This is a genomic window from Hymenobacter sp., from assembly GCF_031398885.1.
In the GTDB taxonomy this organism is placed as follows: domain Bacteria; phylum Bacteroidota; class Bacteroidia; order Cytophagales; family Hymenobacteraceae; genus Hymenobacter.
Genome location: NZ_JANNOD010000099.1, coordinates 46,513 through 62,353 on the forward strand (window position 1 = coordinate 46,513; position 15,841 = coordinate 62,353).

At 63.8% G+C, this 15,841-nt stretch carries 11 protein-coding genes; 3 read left to right on the top strand and 8 right to left on the bottom strand.

Going from position 1 to position 15,841, the window contains the following annotated elements:
* Positions 1 to 644: 644 nt before the first annotated feature.
* From RMO51_RS18650 to RMO51_RS18665, 4 genes are all read right to left on the bottom strand, one after another.
* Positions 645 to 1,526: an IS3 family transposase gene (locus tag RMO51_RS18650; RefSeq protein ID WP_310397219.1), complete on the bottom strand. Its 882-nt coding sequence runs from the start codon at positions 1,524 to 1,526 to the stop codon at positions 645 to 647.
* Entirely contained in the window at positions 1,523 to 1,825 is a 303-nt protein-coding gene (locus RMO51_RS18655) for a transposase (protein ID WP_310397221.1), read from the bottom strand. The genes RMO51_RS18650 and RMO51_RS18655 overlap by 4 nt, the downstream gene beginning before the upstream one ends.
* Positions 1,826 to 1,888: 63 nt before the next feature.
* Positions 1,889 to 5,035 carry a gliding motility-associated C-terminal domain-containing protein gene (locus RMO51_RS18660; RefSeq protein WP_310397224.1) on the bottom strand — a complete coding sequence of 1,049 codons (3,147 nt, stop codon included), beginning with the start codon at positions 5,033 to 5,035 and terminating at the stop codon, positions 1,889 to 1,891.
* Positions 5,036 to 5,247: 212 nt separating this feature from the next.
* Positions 5,248 to 7,188, bottom strand: a complete 1,941-nt coding sequence (locus tag RMO51_RS18665) for a DNA topoisomerase IV subunit B (protein ID WP_310397226.1) — start codon at positions 7,186 to 7,188, stop codon at positions 5,248 to 5,250.
* Between the two features lie 202 nt (positions 7,189 to 7,390).
* Between RMO51_RS18665 and RMO51_RS18670 the strand changes: the two genes are divergently transcribed.
* The 3 genes from RMO51_RS18670 to RMO51_RS18680 all read left to right on the top strand — a co-directional run bounded on the left by RMO51_RS18670 (position 7,391) and on the right by RMO51_RS18680 (position 10,823).
* Positions 7,391 to 8,584 carry an AI-2E family transporter gene (locus RMO51_RS18670; RefSeq protein WP_310397229.1) on the top strand — a complete coding sequence of 398 codons (1,194 nt, stop codon included), beginning with the start codon at positions 7,391 to 7,393 and terminating at the stop codon, positions 8,582 to 8,584.
* Positions 8,585 to 8,703: 119 nt separating this feature from the next.
* Positions 8,704 to 9,165, top strand: a complete 462-nt coding sequence (locus RMO51_RS18675) for a PA2169 family four-helix-bundle protein (RefSeq protein WP_310397230.1) — start codon at positions 8,704 to 8,706, stop codon at positions 9,163 to 9,165.
* Positions 9,166 to 9,338: 173 nt separating this feature from the next.
* On the top strand, positions 9,339 to 10,823 hold the full coding sequence (locus RMO51_RS18680) for an exonuclease domain-containing protein (RefSeq protein WP_310397232.1): 1,485 nt from the start codon (positions 9,339 to 9,341) through the stop codon (positions 10,821 to 10,823).
* 160 nt (positions 10,824 to 10,983) lie between these two features.
* Here the strand turns inward: RMO51_RS18680 and RMO51_RS18685 are convergent, their stop codons facing one another.
* The 4 genes from RMO51_RS18685 to RMO51_RS18700 form a co-directional block, all read right to left on the bottom strand.
* Positions 10,984 to 11,181 (bottom strand): hypothetical protein, encoded by a 198-nt coding sequence (locus RMO51_RS18685; protein ID WP_310397234.1) that lies wholly within the window; start codon positions 11,179 to 11,181, stop codon positions 10,984 to 10,986.
* Positions 11,182 to 11,237: 56 nt separating this feature from the next.
* On the bottom strand, positions 11,238 to 11,441 hold the full coding sequence (locus RMO51_RS18690) for a hypothetical protein (RefSeq protein ID WP_310397237.1): 204 nt from the start codon (positions 11,439 to 11,441) through the stop codon (positions 11,238 to 11,240).
* Positions 11,442 to 11,533: 92 nt separating this feature from the next.
* Complete coding sequence (gene acs, locus RMO51_RS18695) at positions 11,534 to 13,444, bottom strand: acetate--CoA ligase (RefSeq protein ID WP_310397239.1); 1,911 nt, start codon at positions 13,442 to 13,444, stop codon at positions 11,534 to 11,536.
* Positions 13,445 to 13,800: 356 nt separating this feature from the next.
* Positions 13,801 to 15,717, bottom strand: coding sequence for an AMP-binding protein (locus RMO51_RS18700; RefSeq protein WP_310397242.1), 1,917 nt, complete (start codon positions 15,715 to 15,717; stop codon positions 13,801 to 13,803).
* Positions 15,718 to 15,841 lie beyond the last annotated feature (124 nt).

The window sequence follows — 15,841 nt, forward strand, 5'->3', positions numbered from 1 at the left end:
CGACGTGGACCGCGGGCGCGGCATCAAACAAGTCGGCGGCTTCTACCCCGGCGTTGCTCGCCGCCGTCCCGGCTGAATGGGCTAAGCCGGGGGCCTCTTCCGCGTCAGCCGCCGCCACCGGGAAAGCCGCCGAAAGGTCAAAATCAACCGAGTCGCCGGACTGCAAAAAATTTTGGTCGGAACTATTGGAAGCGGGAGTATCAGGAGTGGCCACGAAAGAAACGTAATAAAGTCGGCGGGGTGCTGTCAAAAATACCAGAGCCAGCGCGGAGCGCAGTTAGCGACAATGCGAAAGAAGCCAGGATGGCTCCCAATAATATTAGCGCTGCTCCAACGGTTGCAAGCGCTAACTTAAGCCAAAAATACGATTTAGAAACGAAAAATGCACTATTCAGCCGCCAATAAAGCTAAGAAAAGTAGCTAGATGCCTGTCGTTTCATCTGCCAAACGACCCATGAATTCGGCAGATACAAGGCACAACGAAAAAAGCCCGTGCCAAAGGCGCGGGCTTTTCCGTGGAATTTACCGACCAGTCTACCCCTGGGCGGCGGTTCAAACCTACACAAAATTTCAAATATAACCGCACCCCCGCCCGAAACTTTTTCGTGGACCCGCGCGGGCGGGGCAGTTCTGAGGTGGTCCAGCTAAGCCGGACACAATTGGGACGTGGTTTGGAGTTGGGTTTCGAAGTGGTTGGGGGCTTGGTAGCCGAGCGCAGAACACCGCCGCTCGGCGTTGTAATAGGCGACATGATGGCTGATTTCGAGCTTGCCTTCGGCCAAGCTGGGGAAGGAGCCGCCGTCGAGCAGTTCGGCTTTGAAGCGGCTCCAAAACGATTCGGCGTGGGCGTTGTCGTAGCAGTTGCCGCGCCGGCTCATGCTTTGCACGGCGCCATGCCGGGTCAGTAAGTCCTTGAATCGCGTGGCCGTGTACTGGCTGCCCTGGTCAGAGTGGACCACAAGTCCGGCCGGCGGGCGGCGCACCACCAGGGCGCGGCGCAGCGCCTCGCTCACCAAATCTTCGGGCATGGTGTCGCGCACGTCCCAGCCCACGATTTTGCGCGAGCAGCGGTCCAGCCACACGGCTAAGTACAGCCAGCCGCCGCCTTGGCGGGGCAGGTACGTGATGTCGCCCACCCACACCCGGTTGGGGGCGGTGGGGGCTGGCTGGCCGAGCAAGCGGTTGGGCGCGGCGCGCACGGCCGGGTTCGAGTCAGTGGTGCGCGGCACGAACGAGCGGGGTTGCTGCGCCCGCAGGCCGTGCCGGGCCAGCACGCGGCGGATGCGCCAGCGGCCTACCGCGTGGCCCTGGGCTTGCACTTCGGCCCGCGGTCGACGCGTGCCATAGCGCTGGCTGTGGTAGGCAAAGGACTCGCGCACCGCTACTTGCCAGGCCGGCTCGGCCCTGGGCTGCTGCCGGTGGCGCTGCCAGGCGTAATACGCGGCCGGGGCCACGTGCAGCACGTGGCAAAGCTGGCGCACGGGCACCTGGGCCTGGCGTTGGGCGATGTGCTGATAAGTGCTCACCGGGTCGGTTGGCCGAAGATGACCAAGGCTTTTTTTAAAATATCGAGCTCCTGCTCGGCCCGTTTAAGACGGGCGCGTAGTGCGCGCACTTCCGGGTCGCGGGCCACTTCTTCACTGCCCACTTCAGCTACGAGTTGGGCTTGCTGCCAGCGGTAAAGCAGCTTGGGGCCAATGCCCAGCTGCCGTGCGGCAGCCTGCGTGCTGCGGCTCTCGCCAGCTAGGCGCAGGGCCTCGGCCTTAAACGCTTCGTCGTATTTACGCCGTTTGTCGGGCGACGACCCGCTGGTTTTGGTTGCCATAACAGAAGAAATATACGTCCTTCTTCTGTCCATCTTTCCTAGATCACCTCAGTTCAGCGGGTGCTAACGCACAATCTCAACCCACCCTTTGAGCGCAACGTCGCAAGTGGGCTGCAACAGCTGATAGTAGTAGACGCCAGCGGGCTGGCCAGCCCCGGTCCAGTCGTTGTGGTAAGCCATGGTTTCGTACACCAGGCGGCCCCAACGGTTGAACACCCTCAGCTGGGGCACGCCGTAAGCCGGTGGCGCTTTCAGGGCAGCATTCAGCGCGTCGCCATTGGCCGTCAAGATGTTGGGCATGGCAAACAAGTTGCTAAGCCTCACCTCGTACTCTACCACGACGGGGCAAAAGCGCCCCTGCTCGATTTCGAGGCGGTAGCGGCCCGGGGCTTCTACCGCCAAGGCGGGGGTTTGGGCCCCGGTGCTCCAGCGGTACCCCGTGCCAATTGGCCGGGGCGTAAGCCGCCCGGGGTCCAGCACCAGCCGTTGACCGCAGCTCAGTGAGTCTAGAATCATTCGGGGCACGGGGGGCGCCACGGCCCGCACGTCGAACTCGATGAAAGCCGGGCAAGGCCTTCCCTGGTCAACTTCGACGCGGTAGCGCCCGGGAGTGGTCACGGCTACGGTGGGAGTTTGGGCGCCCGTGCTCCAGCGGAAAGCGCTGCCCGAGACCGTCGGCACGAGGCGGGCGGGGTCCAGCACCAGGGCCCGGCCGCAGCCCAGGGAGTCGGCCACCACGCGGGCGGGCGCGGGCGCCTCCACCGCCACCGGAACGTCCAGGGCCACGGTGCCGGGGCCGCAGCCCGCAACGTTTAGCCTGCGGGTAGCCACCAAGCGGGCCGTGTAGGTTCCGGCCACAGCATAGGTGTGGAGCGGGGCCTTGGCCGTATCGAGCGGGCTCCCGTCGCCAAAATCCCAGCTGTAGAGCAACGCCCCGCCCGTGGTGTTGTTGAATTGCACCGCGTAGGGGGCGCAACCGGCCGGGGGCGGCACCACGGCCAGCTGAATGCTGCTGTTGGCACTGGGCGCCATGTTAAACTTAAAGGCGGCCCCGTCGAGCCCCCCGGTTGCCCCGGCCGAGTAGGCCCCCGGCGTGGTGCCAAACGTGCGGCCCGAGCTGCACGTGAGATGGTACAGCACCCCGGCCCGCGACACGTGATTGGAAGCGGCAAAGTGCGTGTGCGTACCACCCGAAGTGCCCTGATTGCTATTGACTTCCCCCACGTAAGTCCCGTACAGCAGCGCAGTCGCGTTTTCGGCCAACACCGCCAGGTACAGGCTGCGTGGCTGGCTGGAAAAAGCATCAGCAGTGCGGGGACAACCGGGGCTGGCAATGGCGCCCGCGTAGGTGCTGAAATAGAGCCGCCCACAGTCGTCGCGCCCAAACCCAGTCAGGATATTCGAAGTCAGCGGCTGACTCAGGGTGCTCACGACGCTGACCTGGGTGCTAAACACCGTGGCATTGAGCGCCGGGCTGAGGCCGTGCACGAAGAAACCCATGGTACCGGGCACGACCGCCGCGTAAGTGCCGGCGGTGCGCGGGTACGGCCCATCGGAAGCGCCTCCCACTAGCACCTGCCCATTGGCGGCGATGTCGAGGAAGCGGGCCACGTCGCGGGCCGCCGTGCCCAGGTAGGTGCCGGCCAGTCGCGCGCCAGCCGGGCTGTAGCGCATCACGAAGCCGTTGATGCCCCCCGGAGCTACTGGCAAGATGCCCGGGGTGCCCAGCGCCAGCCCGGTGCTGGTGGTGCTGCCGCACACGTACACGTCGCCGTTGGGCGCCACTTTTACGTCGTGGGCGCGGTCGGCGCCGGTGCCGCCCAGGTAAGTAGACCAGCGCAGGGCCGTCAGCCCCAGGTTCAGGCGGGTGAGCACCCCCTCCTGGCTGCCGAGCGAAGCAGCTTGCGCGGCGTTGAGCACGGGGTAATCGGTTGACAACGTGCTGCTCACTACCAGCACGTCGCCGGTGGTGGGGTCCAGGGTCAGGCTCCCGGGCACCGACGACACGGAGCCGGCTTCCTCGCCGCTGCCGCCGAGGTAGGTGGAGGCCAGCAGCGCGGTGCCGCTGGCGTTGAACCGGGTCACGACCAAATCGCGCGCCGAAAACGGCCCCCCGCTACCGGCGCTGAGCTGGCGGTCGAATGCGCCGGCCGTAATTGGATAGTCCGCCGCGGAAGTTGAGCCCAGCAGCAGCAATTCCCCGGCCGCGTTTACTTCCATGTCCAGGGGGTAATCCTGGCCCGCTCCCGCGCTATTGGTGCCGCCCAAATAAGTAGCATACAGCAAACTAGCGCCGTTTGCCGAAAGCTTGGCAATCCCCATGTTGCCGGCATTGTAATTCGTTTTGAAGGCCCCGAGGGTCACCGGATAGTTGCCACCAAACAACTGCCCCCCGGTGTACATATTGCCTTGCGCATCGGCCGCCGCAGTGTTGGCCGACATGCCCGCCGGCGAGCCCGAGTACGTGGCGAACACCAGAACGGGGTCGATAACGAGGCGCTGCGCGGGGTTGTAGCCCGCGCCCAACGAAAAGCTTACCTCCTGGCCGCGCAGCACGAAGCGGCACGGCACCGCCCGGCGCTCGCCGGCAGCCGACACCTGCCACGCCACGGGGGCCTGCTCCCGTAACTCGCCCACGCTGGTGCGCAGCCGCAGGTGGCCTTCGGGCGTGAGCGACACCCCGTCGAGGCCGTCGTAGCGGAGCCGGATGCCGGCCGGGCGGGCCCCCGGGGCCACCTCAAAATCGTATTCCAGCTGCCCCGTGCCCTGCTGGTGCCACCGCACGTCCACGCCGGGATAGGCGCTGCGGTAGCGCACCCCGGCAAACAGCGGCACCCGGGCCGCCCACCGCGCCGGGTCGTTGCCCAGAAAGTAATTATGGTAAGCTTGCTGCGGCTCCTCGCCGGTCAGCATCGGGCCGGACGCCGCGCCCACCAACGTCACCCGAAAAGCATGACTGGCCACCGTCCGGAACGCCGCGCTTTCTGGCGCGCCGGGAAGCGCGGCCGGAAACAGGTTATAGGTAAAGCAGTTCTTTTCCAGGAACAGCCGTCCCCCCGGGATTGCGACGGAAAATTTTACTTGCTTGTCCCACTGGCCCTTATTTGCCACGAAAGGCAGGGGCGCGGCGGGGGGCAGGGCAGCGGCCTGGGCCGTGCCGGTGGCCGCCCACAAACCCAAAAGCAAAGCCAAGCGCGTAGAAAATGTCATTGTGAATGGAATGGTAGATGAGGCGCTAAAGGTACACGCCGCCAGCCTGCAACGGCAAAATCTCCCGCTCATTGCCCCGCCCCATGACCCATCGCGGCGGCGTGATTGACCAGCCAAAAACAGCCCCCGCCGGGCACCCCTGGCCAACGTTGGGGGTGCCCGGCGGGGGCTGCCGGAATTTCAGGCCCAGGGCTGCCGGGACAGTGAGCTGCTTACGCTTCGGCCTCTACCACTTCGGCCGCGGGCAACACGTCGGAAGTGACCAGGTCCTTCTCCAGGCGCAGGTTTTCGATGATGAATTCCTGGCGGGCAGGGGTGTTCTTGCCCATGTAATAGGTGAGCACCTGCTGGATGCTGCGGTCCGACTGCAGGATGACCGGTTCTAGCTTGATGTTGTCGCCGATAAATTTGCCGAACTCTTCCGGCGAAATTTCACCCAAGCCTTTGAACCGGGTGATTTCGGGGTTTTTGCCCAGCTTGCGCATGGCGGCCTGCTTCTCCTGCTCGTTGTAGCAGTAAATGGTTTCCTTTTTATTGCGCACCCGGAAGAGCGGGGTTTCGAGGATGAACACGTGGCCGTTACGCACCAAATCGGGGAAAAACTGCAGGAAGAAGGTGAGCAATAACAGGCGGATGTGCATCCCGTCAACGTCGGCGTCGGTCGCGACAACGACGCGGTTGTAGCGCAAATGCTCGATGCCCTCTTCGATGTTGAGGGCGTGCTGCAACAGGTTCAGCTCCTCGTTCTCGTACACGATTTTCTTCTTCAATCCGAAGCAGTTCAAGGGCTTGCCGCGCAAGCTAAACACGGCCTCAAGCTCCACGTTGCGGCTTTTGGTGATGCTGCCCGAGGCCGAATCCCCCTCCGTGATGAAAAGCGTGGTGAGCAGCTCTTTTTCGGCGCCGTCCTTGGCGTTTTCGCCCAGGTGGAAGCGGCAGTCGCGCAGCTTGCGGTTGTGCAGGTTGGCTTTTTTGGCACGCTGGTTGGCCAGTTTTTTCACGCCGGCCATGTCCTTGCGCTCCCGCTCGCTCTGCATGATGCGCTTGAGCAAGTCTTCGGCGGTCCTGGGATTCTTGTGCAAGAAGTTATCGAGATGTTCCTTGACAAAATCCATGATGAAGCCGCGCACCGACGGGCCGTCCTCGCCCATGTTAATCGAGCCCAGCTTGGTCTTGGTCTGGCTCTCGAACACGGGCTCCTGCACCCGCACCGAAATGGCCGCGATGATGGAGCCGCGCACGTCGGCCGCGTCAAAGTCCTTCTTGTAGAACTCGCGCACGGCCTTCACCACTGCCTCGCGAAACGCGGCCAAATGGGTGCCGCCCTGCGTGGTGTACTGCCCGTTCACGAAAGAATAATACTCCTCCCCGTAGTCGTTGCCATGGGTCAGCGCCATCTCAATGTCGGGTGCCTTGAGGTGGATGATGGGGTAGCGCAGGTGCTCCACATCGGCCTTGCGGGCGAGCAGGTCGAGCAGGCCGTTTTCCGAATAATACTTCTGGCCGTTGAAGTTGATGGTCAGGCCGGCGTTGAGGTAAACGTAGTTCCAGATTTGGTTTTCGAGGTATTCGGGAATGAAGCGGTAGTTCTTGAAAATCGTGTCGTCGGGCTGGAAGGTAACGAGCGTGCCGTTGCGCTGGCTGGTTTTGGCCGGCTTGGGGTCCTGCACCAACCGGCCCTGGGCAAATTCGGCCGATTTCATCACGCCTTCGCGCACGCTTTGCACCAGAAAGTAGCCGCTGAGCGCATTCACGGCCTTCGTACCCACGCCGTTCAGGCCAACGGACTTCTGAAAAACCTTCGAGTCGTACTTGCCGCCGGTGTTAATTTTGCTCACCACGTCGACCACCTTGCCCAGCGGGATGCCGCGGCCGTAGTCGCGCACCTGCACCCGCGAATCCGAGATTTTGATGTCAATGGTGCGGCCGTGGCCCATCACGTGCTCGTCGATGCAGTTGTCCACCACTTCCTTCACCAGCACGTAGATGCCGTCGTCGTACGCGGAGCCGTCGCCGAGCTTGCCGATGTACATGCCGGGCCGCAGGCGGATGTGCTCGCGCCAGTCCAGCGAGCGGATGCTGTCTTCGTTGTAGCCGTGGTCGGGGACTTTGGCAGTGGCTTGCGGGGCCTCGGTGAGTAATTCGTTGGTCATTGGGGCAACTGTTCTCCAGATTTGGGGTAAAATAACGCAGAAATCAGCGGGAGGGCAAGAATTTTTGCCAGCTCTTTTAGTAATTTCCCACTAATTAATTTAGTCTTCAACACCGCTCACCCGGCCTGGGTTCACCGCTTTGGCGTCTCCGGCCTCTTCAATCCCAACGTCCACATTTATCCCAGGGCCTACCCTGTCGCTCATGTTTCCTCCTTTAATCAACCGCGGGGCGCCGCACGGTCCCATTCAGCAAACGACTTCAACCCCAGCGGAAGCCCGGCTGGCGCCGGTGGTGCACTACACTTTTCTGCTCATCGGGCTTTCACTGCTGGTGTTCGTGCTGCACAAGCTCGACGGCATCCTGCTGCCGCTGGTGTTCGCCGGCCTGCTCACGACGCTGCTGCTGCCGCTGGTGCGCAAGTTCGAGAGCTGGCGCTGGCCCCGGGCGCTGGCCATTCTGGTCGCCATCCTGCTGCTCATCGGGGGCATTGCGGGCCTCATTGTGGTATTTGGCGCCCAAATAGTGGACCTGAAAGCGGAGCTGCCCATGATACAAAAAAAGCTGGTCGTGATGCTGGACCAGGGCCAGCAGTGGCTGCACGACCGGTTCGGCTTCCGGGTGATGAGCAAGGACGAAATCATTGACTCGTCGCTGAACTTTGGCAAAAAATCGGCCGGCGGTTTCCTGGGCAGTACGCTCAGCACCACGGCCGGCGTGCTGAGCGTGGTCACGCTGGTGCCCATCTACATCTTTTGTTTGCTGTATTACCGCGACCACATCCGGCAGTTCATGTTCCGCTTCGTGACGCCGGACAAGCGCACGTCCGTGCTCCACACCATGGACAGCATCCAGACGGTCGTGCAGGCCTACATCTCGGGGCTGCTCACGGTCATCGTCATCGTGGCAATACTCAACGGCATCGGACTGCTGCTGCTCAACGTGAAGTTTGCCGTCTTCTTCGCCATTTTTGCCTCGGTGCTGGCCATCATTCCCTACATCGGCATCTTGGTGGGGGCCACCATTCCGGCCCTGATTACGCTGGTCGAAACCGGCTCGCCGGCCAAGGCCGCCGCCGTAGTGGGTGTGTTTCTGGTGGTGCAGTTCCTGGAAGGCAACTTCATCACGCCCATGATTACGGGCTCCAAAGTGAGCATCAACCCCCTTGCTGCCATCGTGGCCCTCATCCTGGGCGGCGAGCTGTGGGGCACGCCGGGCATGATTTTGAGCATCCCGCTCACGGCCGTGCTCAAGGTGGTGTTCGACGCGAACAAGACGACCGAGCCGTGGGGTTTTCTGCTGGGCGACGTGACGGACGGCGAGGACACGAAGAAGGAAAAACCGGTTACCAAGCCCGGCGTACTGGCCAAGGCCTGGCACATGCTCAAGCGCATTTGAAGCGCCCGCGCCGGCAACGTAACCCCCACCCCACCCTTCCCCGTACAGAGAGAGGCGCCGCGGCATTTGCTCCGCGGCTCCCTAATTTTTTACATTTCCTTTCCCCAACCACCACAACCATGGCCATGCAACCCATTGACCGCGCGCTCGTCGACTTAATTAACCTCAACCGCACTTCGGTGACGGGCTACCAGGAGGCGGCGGATGCCGTGCAGAGCCCGGAGCTGAAAGCCCAGCTCAGCCAGTTTTCGCAGCAGCGCGCCGGCTTTGTCAGCACCCTGGAGCGCCACGCCCAGCAGTACAACATTAACCTGGAGGACTCTTCCACGGTGGAGTCGCTGGCCACCGACGCCGCCGCCGCCGTGCACCGCGGCTGGATTAACATCAAGTCGGCCGTCACCGGCCACGACGATTCATCGGTGCTCGAAGCCGCCAAAACCGGCGAAGCCACGGCCCTGAAAGCCTACGAGGCGGCCCTCGGCACCCAGGGCCTGCCCGCGGACGCCAAGGGCGTGCTTCAGGAGCAGCACAGCCAGATTCTGGAAGCCAAAAACTGGTTGGAGCTGCATAAAGTCAGCTAAATTTGCAGCATTAGCCCCACAAAAAAGCCCGCCGGCTCCGGCGGGCTTTTTTGTGTTTGGGCCGCCCGGGGCGGGCTTACTTTTGGGCTTCCGTCAGCCCCGGCGCGGCGGTTGTGCAACCAACGCGGCCCCCGGCCTTGTTAGCCTTTCGTTTCCTCATTTCCCGCCGCAATTTGTACGCCATCGTTGACCTTGAAACCACCGGCGGGCAGCCCACCCAGGACCGCATCACCGAGATAGCCATTTACGTGCACGACGGCGAGAAAATCGTCGACGAGTACGCCACCCTGCTTAATCCCGGCCGTTCCATCCCGCCGTTCATCACCCAGCTCACGGGCATCACCAACGACATGGTGAGCGACGCCCCCAAGTTCCACGAGGTGGCCCGCCGGGTGGTGGAGATGACCGCGGGCTGCGTATTCGTGGCTCACAACGTGCGCTTCGACTACTCGTTTTTGAAGAAGGAATTTGCCGACCTGGGCTACAACTACTCCCGCAAAACCCTGTGCACGGTGCGGCTGAGCCGCTCGCTCATTCCCGGCCAGCCCAGCTACAGCCTCGGCAAGCTCTGCCAGAGCATCGGCATCCCGCTCGAAGGCCGCCACCGCGCCGCCGGCGATGCCCACGCCACCGCCCTACTGTTTGGCAAGCTGCTGAAAATCACGCAGGGCAGCGAGGCCGTGCAAAACGGCGCCCCCGAAGCCGACACCCTGGCGCGGGTGGACGCCCTGGCCCCCGCCGGCCGCCGGCCCGACGGTACCAAGGCGCCCGCGCCCAAGCGCGTAGCCGCCGTGCAGGAGGCCATCCGCACGGCGCTGCTGCCGCCGCTGGTGTCGGCGGCGCTGGTGGCCAGTCTGCCGCAGGCCACGGGCGTATACTACTTCCACAACGAGGCCGGCGAGGTGATTTACGTGGGCAAAAGCATCAACATCTACAAGCGCATCCAGCAGCACTTTGCCGTCGATGTGAAGTCGCGCAAGAGCCTGGAGTTCAAGAATTCCATTGCCGACATCACCTGGGAGCTGACCGGCTCGGAGCTGGTGGCGCTGCTCTACGAGTCGCACCTGATAAAACAGCTCAGGCCGGCTTACAACCGGGCCCAGCGGCGCTCGGTGTTTCCGGCCGGCATCTACCTGCGGGTAGACGAGCAGGGCTACAAGCGCCTGGCCTACGGCCGCGCCGACGCCCGCAACGCCGAAGTGCCCATCATCGCGCTGGGCAACCAGTTCAAGGCCCAGGGCTTTCTGTACCACAAGGTGGCCAAGTATAACCTGTGCCAGAAGCTCTGCGGGCTGTACAAAACGCCGGGCGGCTGCTTCGACTACCAGGTGCACCGCTGCCAGGGCGCCTGCGTGGGCCAGGAGCCGCCGGAGAGCTACAACCAGCGTGTGGACGAGGCCATCGACAGCATCAGCTACGAGCACGAAACCTTCGTCGTCATCGGCGCAGGCCGCACGGAACTGGAGAAAAGCCTCGTGCTGGTCGAAAACGGGCACTACCGCGGCTTTGCCTACGTGGACGAGACGTTCACGGCCCGCAAGCTGGCCGACTTCCGCGAGGTCATTCAGCCCTACGCCGACAACAAGGACATCCAGCAGATTATCCGGCAGCACCTGCGCACCAAGCGCAAAGGTGAGCGGGTGAAGGTGTTTGGGTGAGGCAAAGGGATGCTGAAACTATCAGCGGCCCTTTTGTAATCTAATTAACTTTAAACTTTAGGTTTGGGACCTACTTTTTTCCCGCCAGTATCTCGTCTATCACCAGCAGGTCGAGCAGGGTGGTGGTTTCGCCCTCGGCGACTTTGCGCAGGATGCAGCGCTAGGCAATCAGGTGGTCGTATTCGTCGTGGCGCCCAATCCAAAACCAAACCAGCATCCCGTCTTCGGCCTCGATGCCCAGCGCCCGGTGCTGGAGCCCTACCCGAACCGACCAGAATTTGCCCACCTTTTTGAATTGTAAGCCGGGGTGCGACGGATTGTCGCGCCAGAGCGCATAATTTTTGTTTGCTAGGCGCATGATTTCGGGCGGCAGCTTATCAAACGCCTGCCAAAAGCGCGGCGTAGCCCGGTGCTTCAACGCTCAGTGGTGCGGCCAGCACTATAATCATTCAATGCTTCAGCGGCAAGGGCATCGAGACGACCACCCACCACGTCAGTTTCGAACTGCTGGTCCCAACGCTGGGCATCGTATTCCGCAAACCAAGCGCGGAAATCAGTCAGTTGCTCGGACGTGAGCTGGGTCACAGCCGTTTCGATTTCCTGAAGAGTGGGAGTCATGCCGAAGGGAATAAGTTGAACCAAAGTGAAACCAAAACGCGGCCCGCCGAAACTGGTTCAGCGGGCCGCGTCAAATTTAAGCTTACTCGCCCCTACTTCTTCCCCGCCAGAATCTCGTCCACCACCAGCGGGTCGAGGAGGGTGGTGACGTCGCCGAGGTTGGTGGTTTCGCCTTCGGCGACTTTGCGCAGGATGCGGCGCATGATTTTGCCGGAGCGGGTTTTGGGCAGGCCCGACACGATTTGAATCTTGTCGGGCTTGGCGATTTTGCCGATTTCGGCCACCACCGCCTCGATGATGCTGGCTTCCGCCATTTGGATTTCGAGGTCGGTGGTGGGCACGCCGTGCTGGCAGATGACGTAGGCGTAGATGCCCTGGCCCTTGACGTCGTGCGGGTAGCCGACCACGGCGCTTTCGACCACGTAGTCGCTCTGGTTGATGGCGTTTTCGATTTCGGCGGTGCCGAAGCGGTGGCCGCTCACGTTGATGACGTCGTCGACGCGGCCGATGATGCGGTAGAGGCCCTGCTCGTCGCGGCGGGCACCGTCGCCGGTGAAGTAGTAGCCGGGGTAGGGCGTGAAGTAGGTTTGGCGGGCGCGCTCGTGGTCGCCCCAGGTGGTGCGGATGACGCCCGGCCAGCTGCCCTTGAGGGCCAGGTAGCCCTCCTGGTTGTTGCCCTCAATTTCGGTGCCGTCCTGGTTGAGCAGCACGGGCTGCACGCCGGGCAGCGGCAGGCCGGCGCGGGCCGGCACGCTGGGCGTGATGCCGGCCAGGGCCGATATCATAATGCCGCCGGTTTCGGTCTGCCACCAGGTGTCGACGATGGGGCAGCGGCCCTTGCCCACGTGCTGGTGGTACCAGTGCCAGGCTTCCTCGTTGATGGGCTCGCCCACCGAGCCCAGGATGCGCAGGCTGCTGAGCGAGTAGGACAGCACATGGTCGAGGGGCGCGGCCATGAGCGAGCGGATGGCCGTGGGCGCGGTGTAGAAAATGGTGACGTGGTGCTTGTCGATGACTTCCCAGAAGCGGCCCGGCGAGGGGTACGTGGGCACGCCCTCGAAGAGCAGCGTGGTGGCGCCGGCCAGCAGCGGGCCGTAGAGGCCGTAGGTGTGGCCCGTGACCCAGCCGATGTCGGCCGTGCACCAGTACACGTCGTTTTCCTCGACCTGGAACACGTTGCGGAACGTGTAGTCGGCCCAGACCATGTAGCCGGCCTGGCTGTGCACCACGCCCTTGGGCTTGCCGGTGCTGCCGCTGGTGTAGAGGATGAAGAGCGGGTCTTCCGCCGCCATGACCTCGGCAGGGCAGGTTTTTTCCACGTCCTGCACTTCGTCGTGAAACCAGACGTCGCGCCCCGCCCGCATCTGCACGGGCCAGCCGGTGTGCTCCACCACCAACATGCCGCGCACGCTGGGGCAGTGCAGCAGGGCCTCGTCGACCACGCTCTTGACCGGGATTTGCTTGGCGCCGCGCTCCAGGGCGTCGGCCGTGATGACGAAGCTGGCCTGGGCGTCGTTCACCCGGTCGGCGATGGCGGTGGCCGAGAAGCCGGCGAACACCACCCCGTGCACCGCCCCGATGCGGGCGCAAGCCAGCACGGCCACGGCCAGCTGCGGAATCATGGGCAGGTAGAGGACCACCCGGTCGCCCTTGCGGACGCCGTTCTTCTTGAGCACGTTGGCCATCTGGCACACCTGGGTGTGCAGCTCGCGGTAGGTCAGGCGTAGGTGGCGGGTTTTGGGGTCGTTGGGCTCGAAGATGATGGCCAGCTTGTTGGCGCGCTGCTCCAGGTGGCGGTCGAGGCAGTTCTCGGTGATGTTGAGCGTGGCGCCGGCGTACCAGGTGCTGGCTCCGGCGGGCGAGAACTCGCCGCCGCGCACGGTGTCCCACTTCCGGTGCCAGGTGAAGGGCTCGGCGGCGGCGGCCCAGAACGCGTCGGGTTCGGCGACGGATTGCTGGTAATCGGCGTGGTATTCTTCGAGGGTGCGGATGCGGGAGTGCATGTTTTGGGGGGTGCGTTGGTGGGTTGATGAGGCGAAAGGTGGGCAAGCCGCGGGGGCGCGGCGGTACGGAGAAGAAATTTGAGCGTCACGGGGTAAAAATTACCTCATCGCGCATAGAAATCATGCTAATCGGGGTCGAAATCGTCTTATTCACGGCGGCGAGTTGATGTACGCAAATGAAATTCGTCCTAATCGGAATGGGTGTCGTCATAATCAAGGTAGAAATCCTGCTAATCGGGGTCATAATCGTTATATACAGGGCAGGTATAGCGCCAAGCAAACCTAAAATCATCATAAGCGGAATAAAATTTGTCATACTCGCAATACTTTTGAGCCTTCACAATGTGTGGGAGCGGCTAACTGGCCTGAAAGGCCAGCCCTACCCCGCGGCGCCGCAGCCCGGCGCGGATTTCGTCCAGAATCAGCGGGTCGTCAATGGTGGAGGGGATGGCAAATTCTTCGCCGTCGGCGAGCTGGCGCAGGGTTTTGCGCAGGATTTTGCCGGAACGGGTTTTGGGCAGGCGCTTCACCACCAGCAGCTGCCGGAAGCAGGCCAATGCCCCGATGCGACCACGGACGCGGGCCACCAGCTCTTGTTCGAGGGCCGCCTCCACTATCGTTTGGCCGTCCTTGAGCACCACCAGGCCCACGGGCACCTGGCCGCGCAGCTCGTCGGCGAGGCCCAGCACGGCGCACTCGGCCACGGCCGGGTGGGCGGCCAGCACCTCCTCCAGCTCGCCGGTGCTCAGGCGGTGGCCGGCCACGTTGATGACGTCGTCGACGCGGCCCATGACGTAGCAGTAGCCGTCGGCGTCGCGGTAGCCGCCGTCGCCGCTGAGGTAGTAGCCGGGGAAGGCACTCAGGTAGGCCTCGTGGAAGCGGGCGTCGTCGTTCCACAGCGTGGGGAAGCAGCCGGGGGGCAGCGGCAGCTTCACGGCCACTAGGCCGGGGGTGCCGGCGGGCACGGGCTGGCCGGCCTCGTCGAGGATGTGCACGTCGTAGCCCGGCACGGGAAAGCCGGCGCTGCCGGCCCGGGGCGGGGGCATGCACTCCAGGCCCACCAGGGTGGCCAGCATGGGCCAGCCCGACTCGGTTTGCCACCAGTGGTCGACCACCGGCACGCCCAGCACCTGCCGGGCCCAGGCGTAGGTGGCGGGGTCGCAGCGCTCGCCGGCCAGGAAGAGGTGGCGCAGGCTGCTCAGGTCGTATTGTTTGGCCAGCAGCCCCTCAGGGTCCTCCTTCTTGATGGCCCGGATGGCGGTGGGCGCCGTGAACAGGACGTTGACGCGGTGCTGCTGCACCAGGCGCCAGAAGGTGCCGGCGTCGGGGGTGCGCACGGGCTTGCCCTCGAAGAGCACCGAGGTGCAGCCCCGCAGCAGCGGCCCGTACACGATGTAGCTGCTGCCCACAGCCCAGCCGATGTCGGAGCCGGTAAAAATCACGTCGCCGGGCGCAAGGTCATAAACGGCTTCCATGCTGAAGCGCAGGGCCACGGCGTGGCCGCCGTGGTCGCGCAGCACGCCCTTGGGCCGGCCGGTGGTGCCGCTGGTGTAAAGGATGTAGAGCGGGTGCGTGGCGGGCACCGGCACGGCGGGCACGGGGGCGGCGCGCAGCAGCGTCTGGTAGTCGAGGTCGCGGCCGGGCTGCATTTCGGCGGTCACAAAGTTGCGCTGCAACACCACCACGTGGGCGGGCGGGTGAGCGGCTTCGGAAATGGCCTCGTCCACCAGGGGCTTGTAGGGAATGACGCGGTCGAACTCCAGGCCGCCCGACGCGCACACGACGACGCGGGGCCGGGCGTCGTCGATGCGCACGGCCAGCTCGTGGGGCGCGAAGCCGCCAAACACCACCGAGTGCACCGCCCCCAGCCGGGCGCAGGCCAGCATGGCCACCACGGCCTCGGGCAGGTTGGGCATGTAGATGATGACCCGGTCGCCGAGCCGGACCCCGATTTCGCGCAGGCCCCCGGCGAAGCGGGCGGTGAGGTCGAGCAGCTCGGCGTAGGTGTAGGTGCGCAGCGTGTTGGTCACGGGCGAATCCCAGATGAGCGCCGCTTGCGCCCCGCGGCCCTGCTGCACGTGGTGGTCGAGGCAGAGAAAGGACGTGTTCAGCTCGCCCCCCCGAAACCAGCGGTAGGCCCCACTGGCGTCCTGGCTCAAGGGCTCGGTGGGCAGTTTGTCCCAGTGCAGATGGCTGGCCTGGGCCGACCAGAAACCGGCGGGGTCGGCCAGGCTGGCGGCGTGGGTAGCGGCGTAGGAGCAGGCGGGTTTCATGGCGGGTGGGAGTTTGGGAAGGTAGGTGTCGTTCGGGGGCCTCACCCCCTGACCCCCGGTTCGCTTGAAGCGCGAAGCCTTCAGAGAGGGGGCACCGGGAGTCAGTTAAAAGTGAAGAGTTAAA

Coding starts and splice junctions, on each gene's coding strand:
- RMO51_RS18655 (WP_310397221.1), bottom strand. CDS start 1,825: ATGGCAACCAAAACCAGCGGGTCGTCGCCCGACAAACGGCGTAAATAC.
- RMO51_RS18660 (WP_310397224.1), bottom strand. CDS start 5,035: ATGACATTTTCTACGCGCTTGGCTTTGCTTTTGGGTTTGTGGGCGGCC.
- RMO51_RS18665 (WP_310397226.1), bottom strand. CDS start 7,188: ATGACCAACGAATTACTCACCGAGGCCCCGCAAGCCACTGCCAAAGTC.
- RMO51_RS18670 (WP_310397229.1), top strand. CDS start 7,391: ATGTTTCCTCCTTTAATCAACCGCGGGGCGCCGCACGGTCCCATTCAG.
- RMO51_RS18675 (WP_310397230.1), top strand. CDS start 8,704: ATGGCCATGCAACCCATTGACCGCGCGCTCGTCGACTTAATTAACCTC.
- RMO51_RS18685 (WP_310397234.1), bottom strand. CDS start 11,181: ATGCGCCTAGCAAACAAAAATTATGCGCTCTGGCGCGACAATCCGTCG.
- RMO51_RS18690 (WP_310397237.1), bottom strand. CDS start 11,441: ATGACTCCCACTCTTCAGGAAATCGAAACGGCTGTGACCCAGCTCACG.
- acs (WP_310397239.1), bottom strand. CDS start 13,444: ATGCACTCCCGCATCCGCACCCTCGAAGAATACCACGCCGATTACCAG.
- RMO51_RS18700 (WP_310397242.1), bottom strand. CDS start 15,717: ATGAAACCCGCCTGCTCCTACGCCGCTACCCACGCCGCCAGCCTGGCC.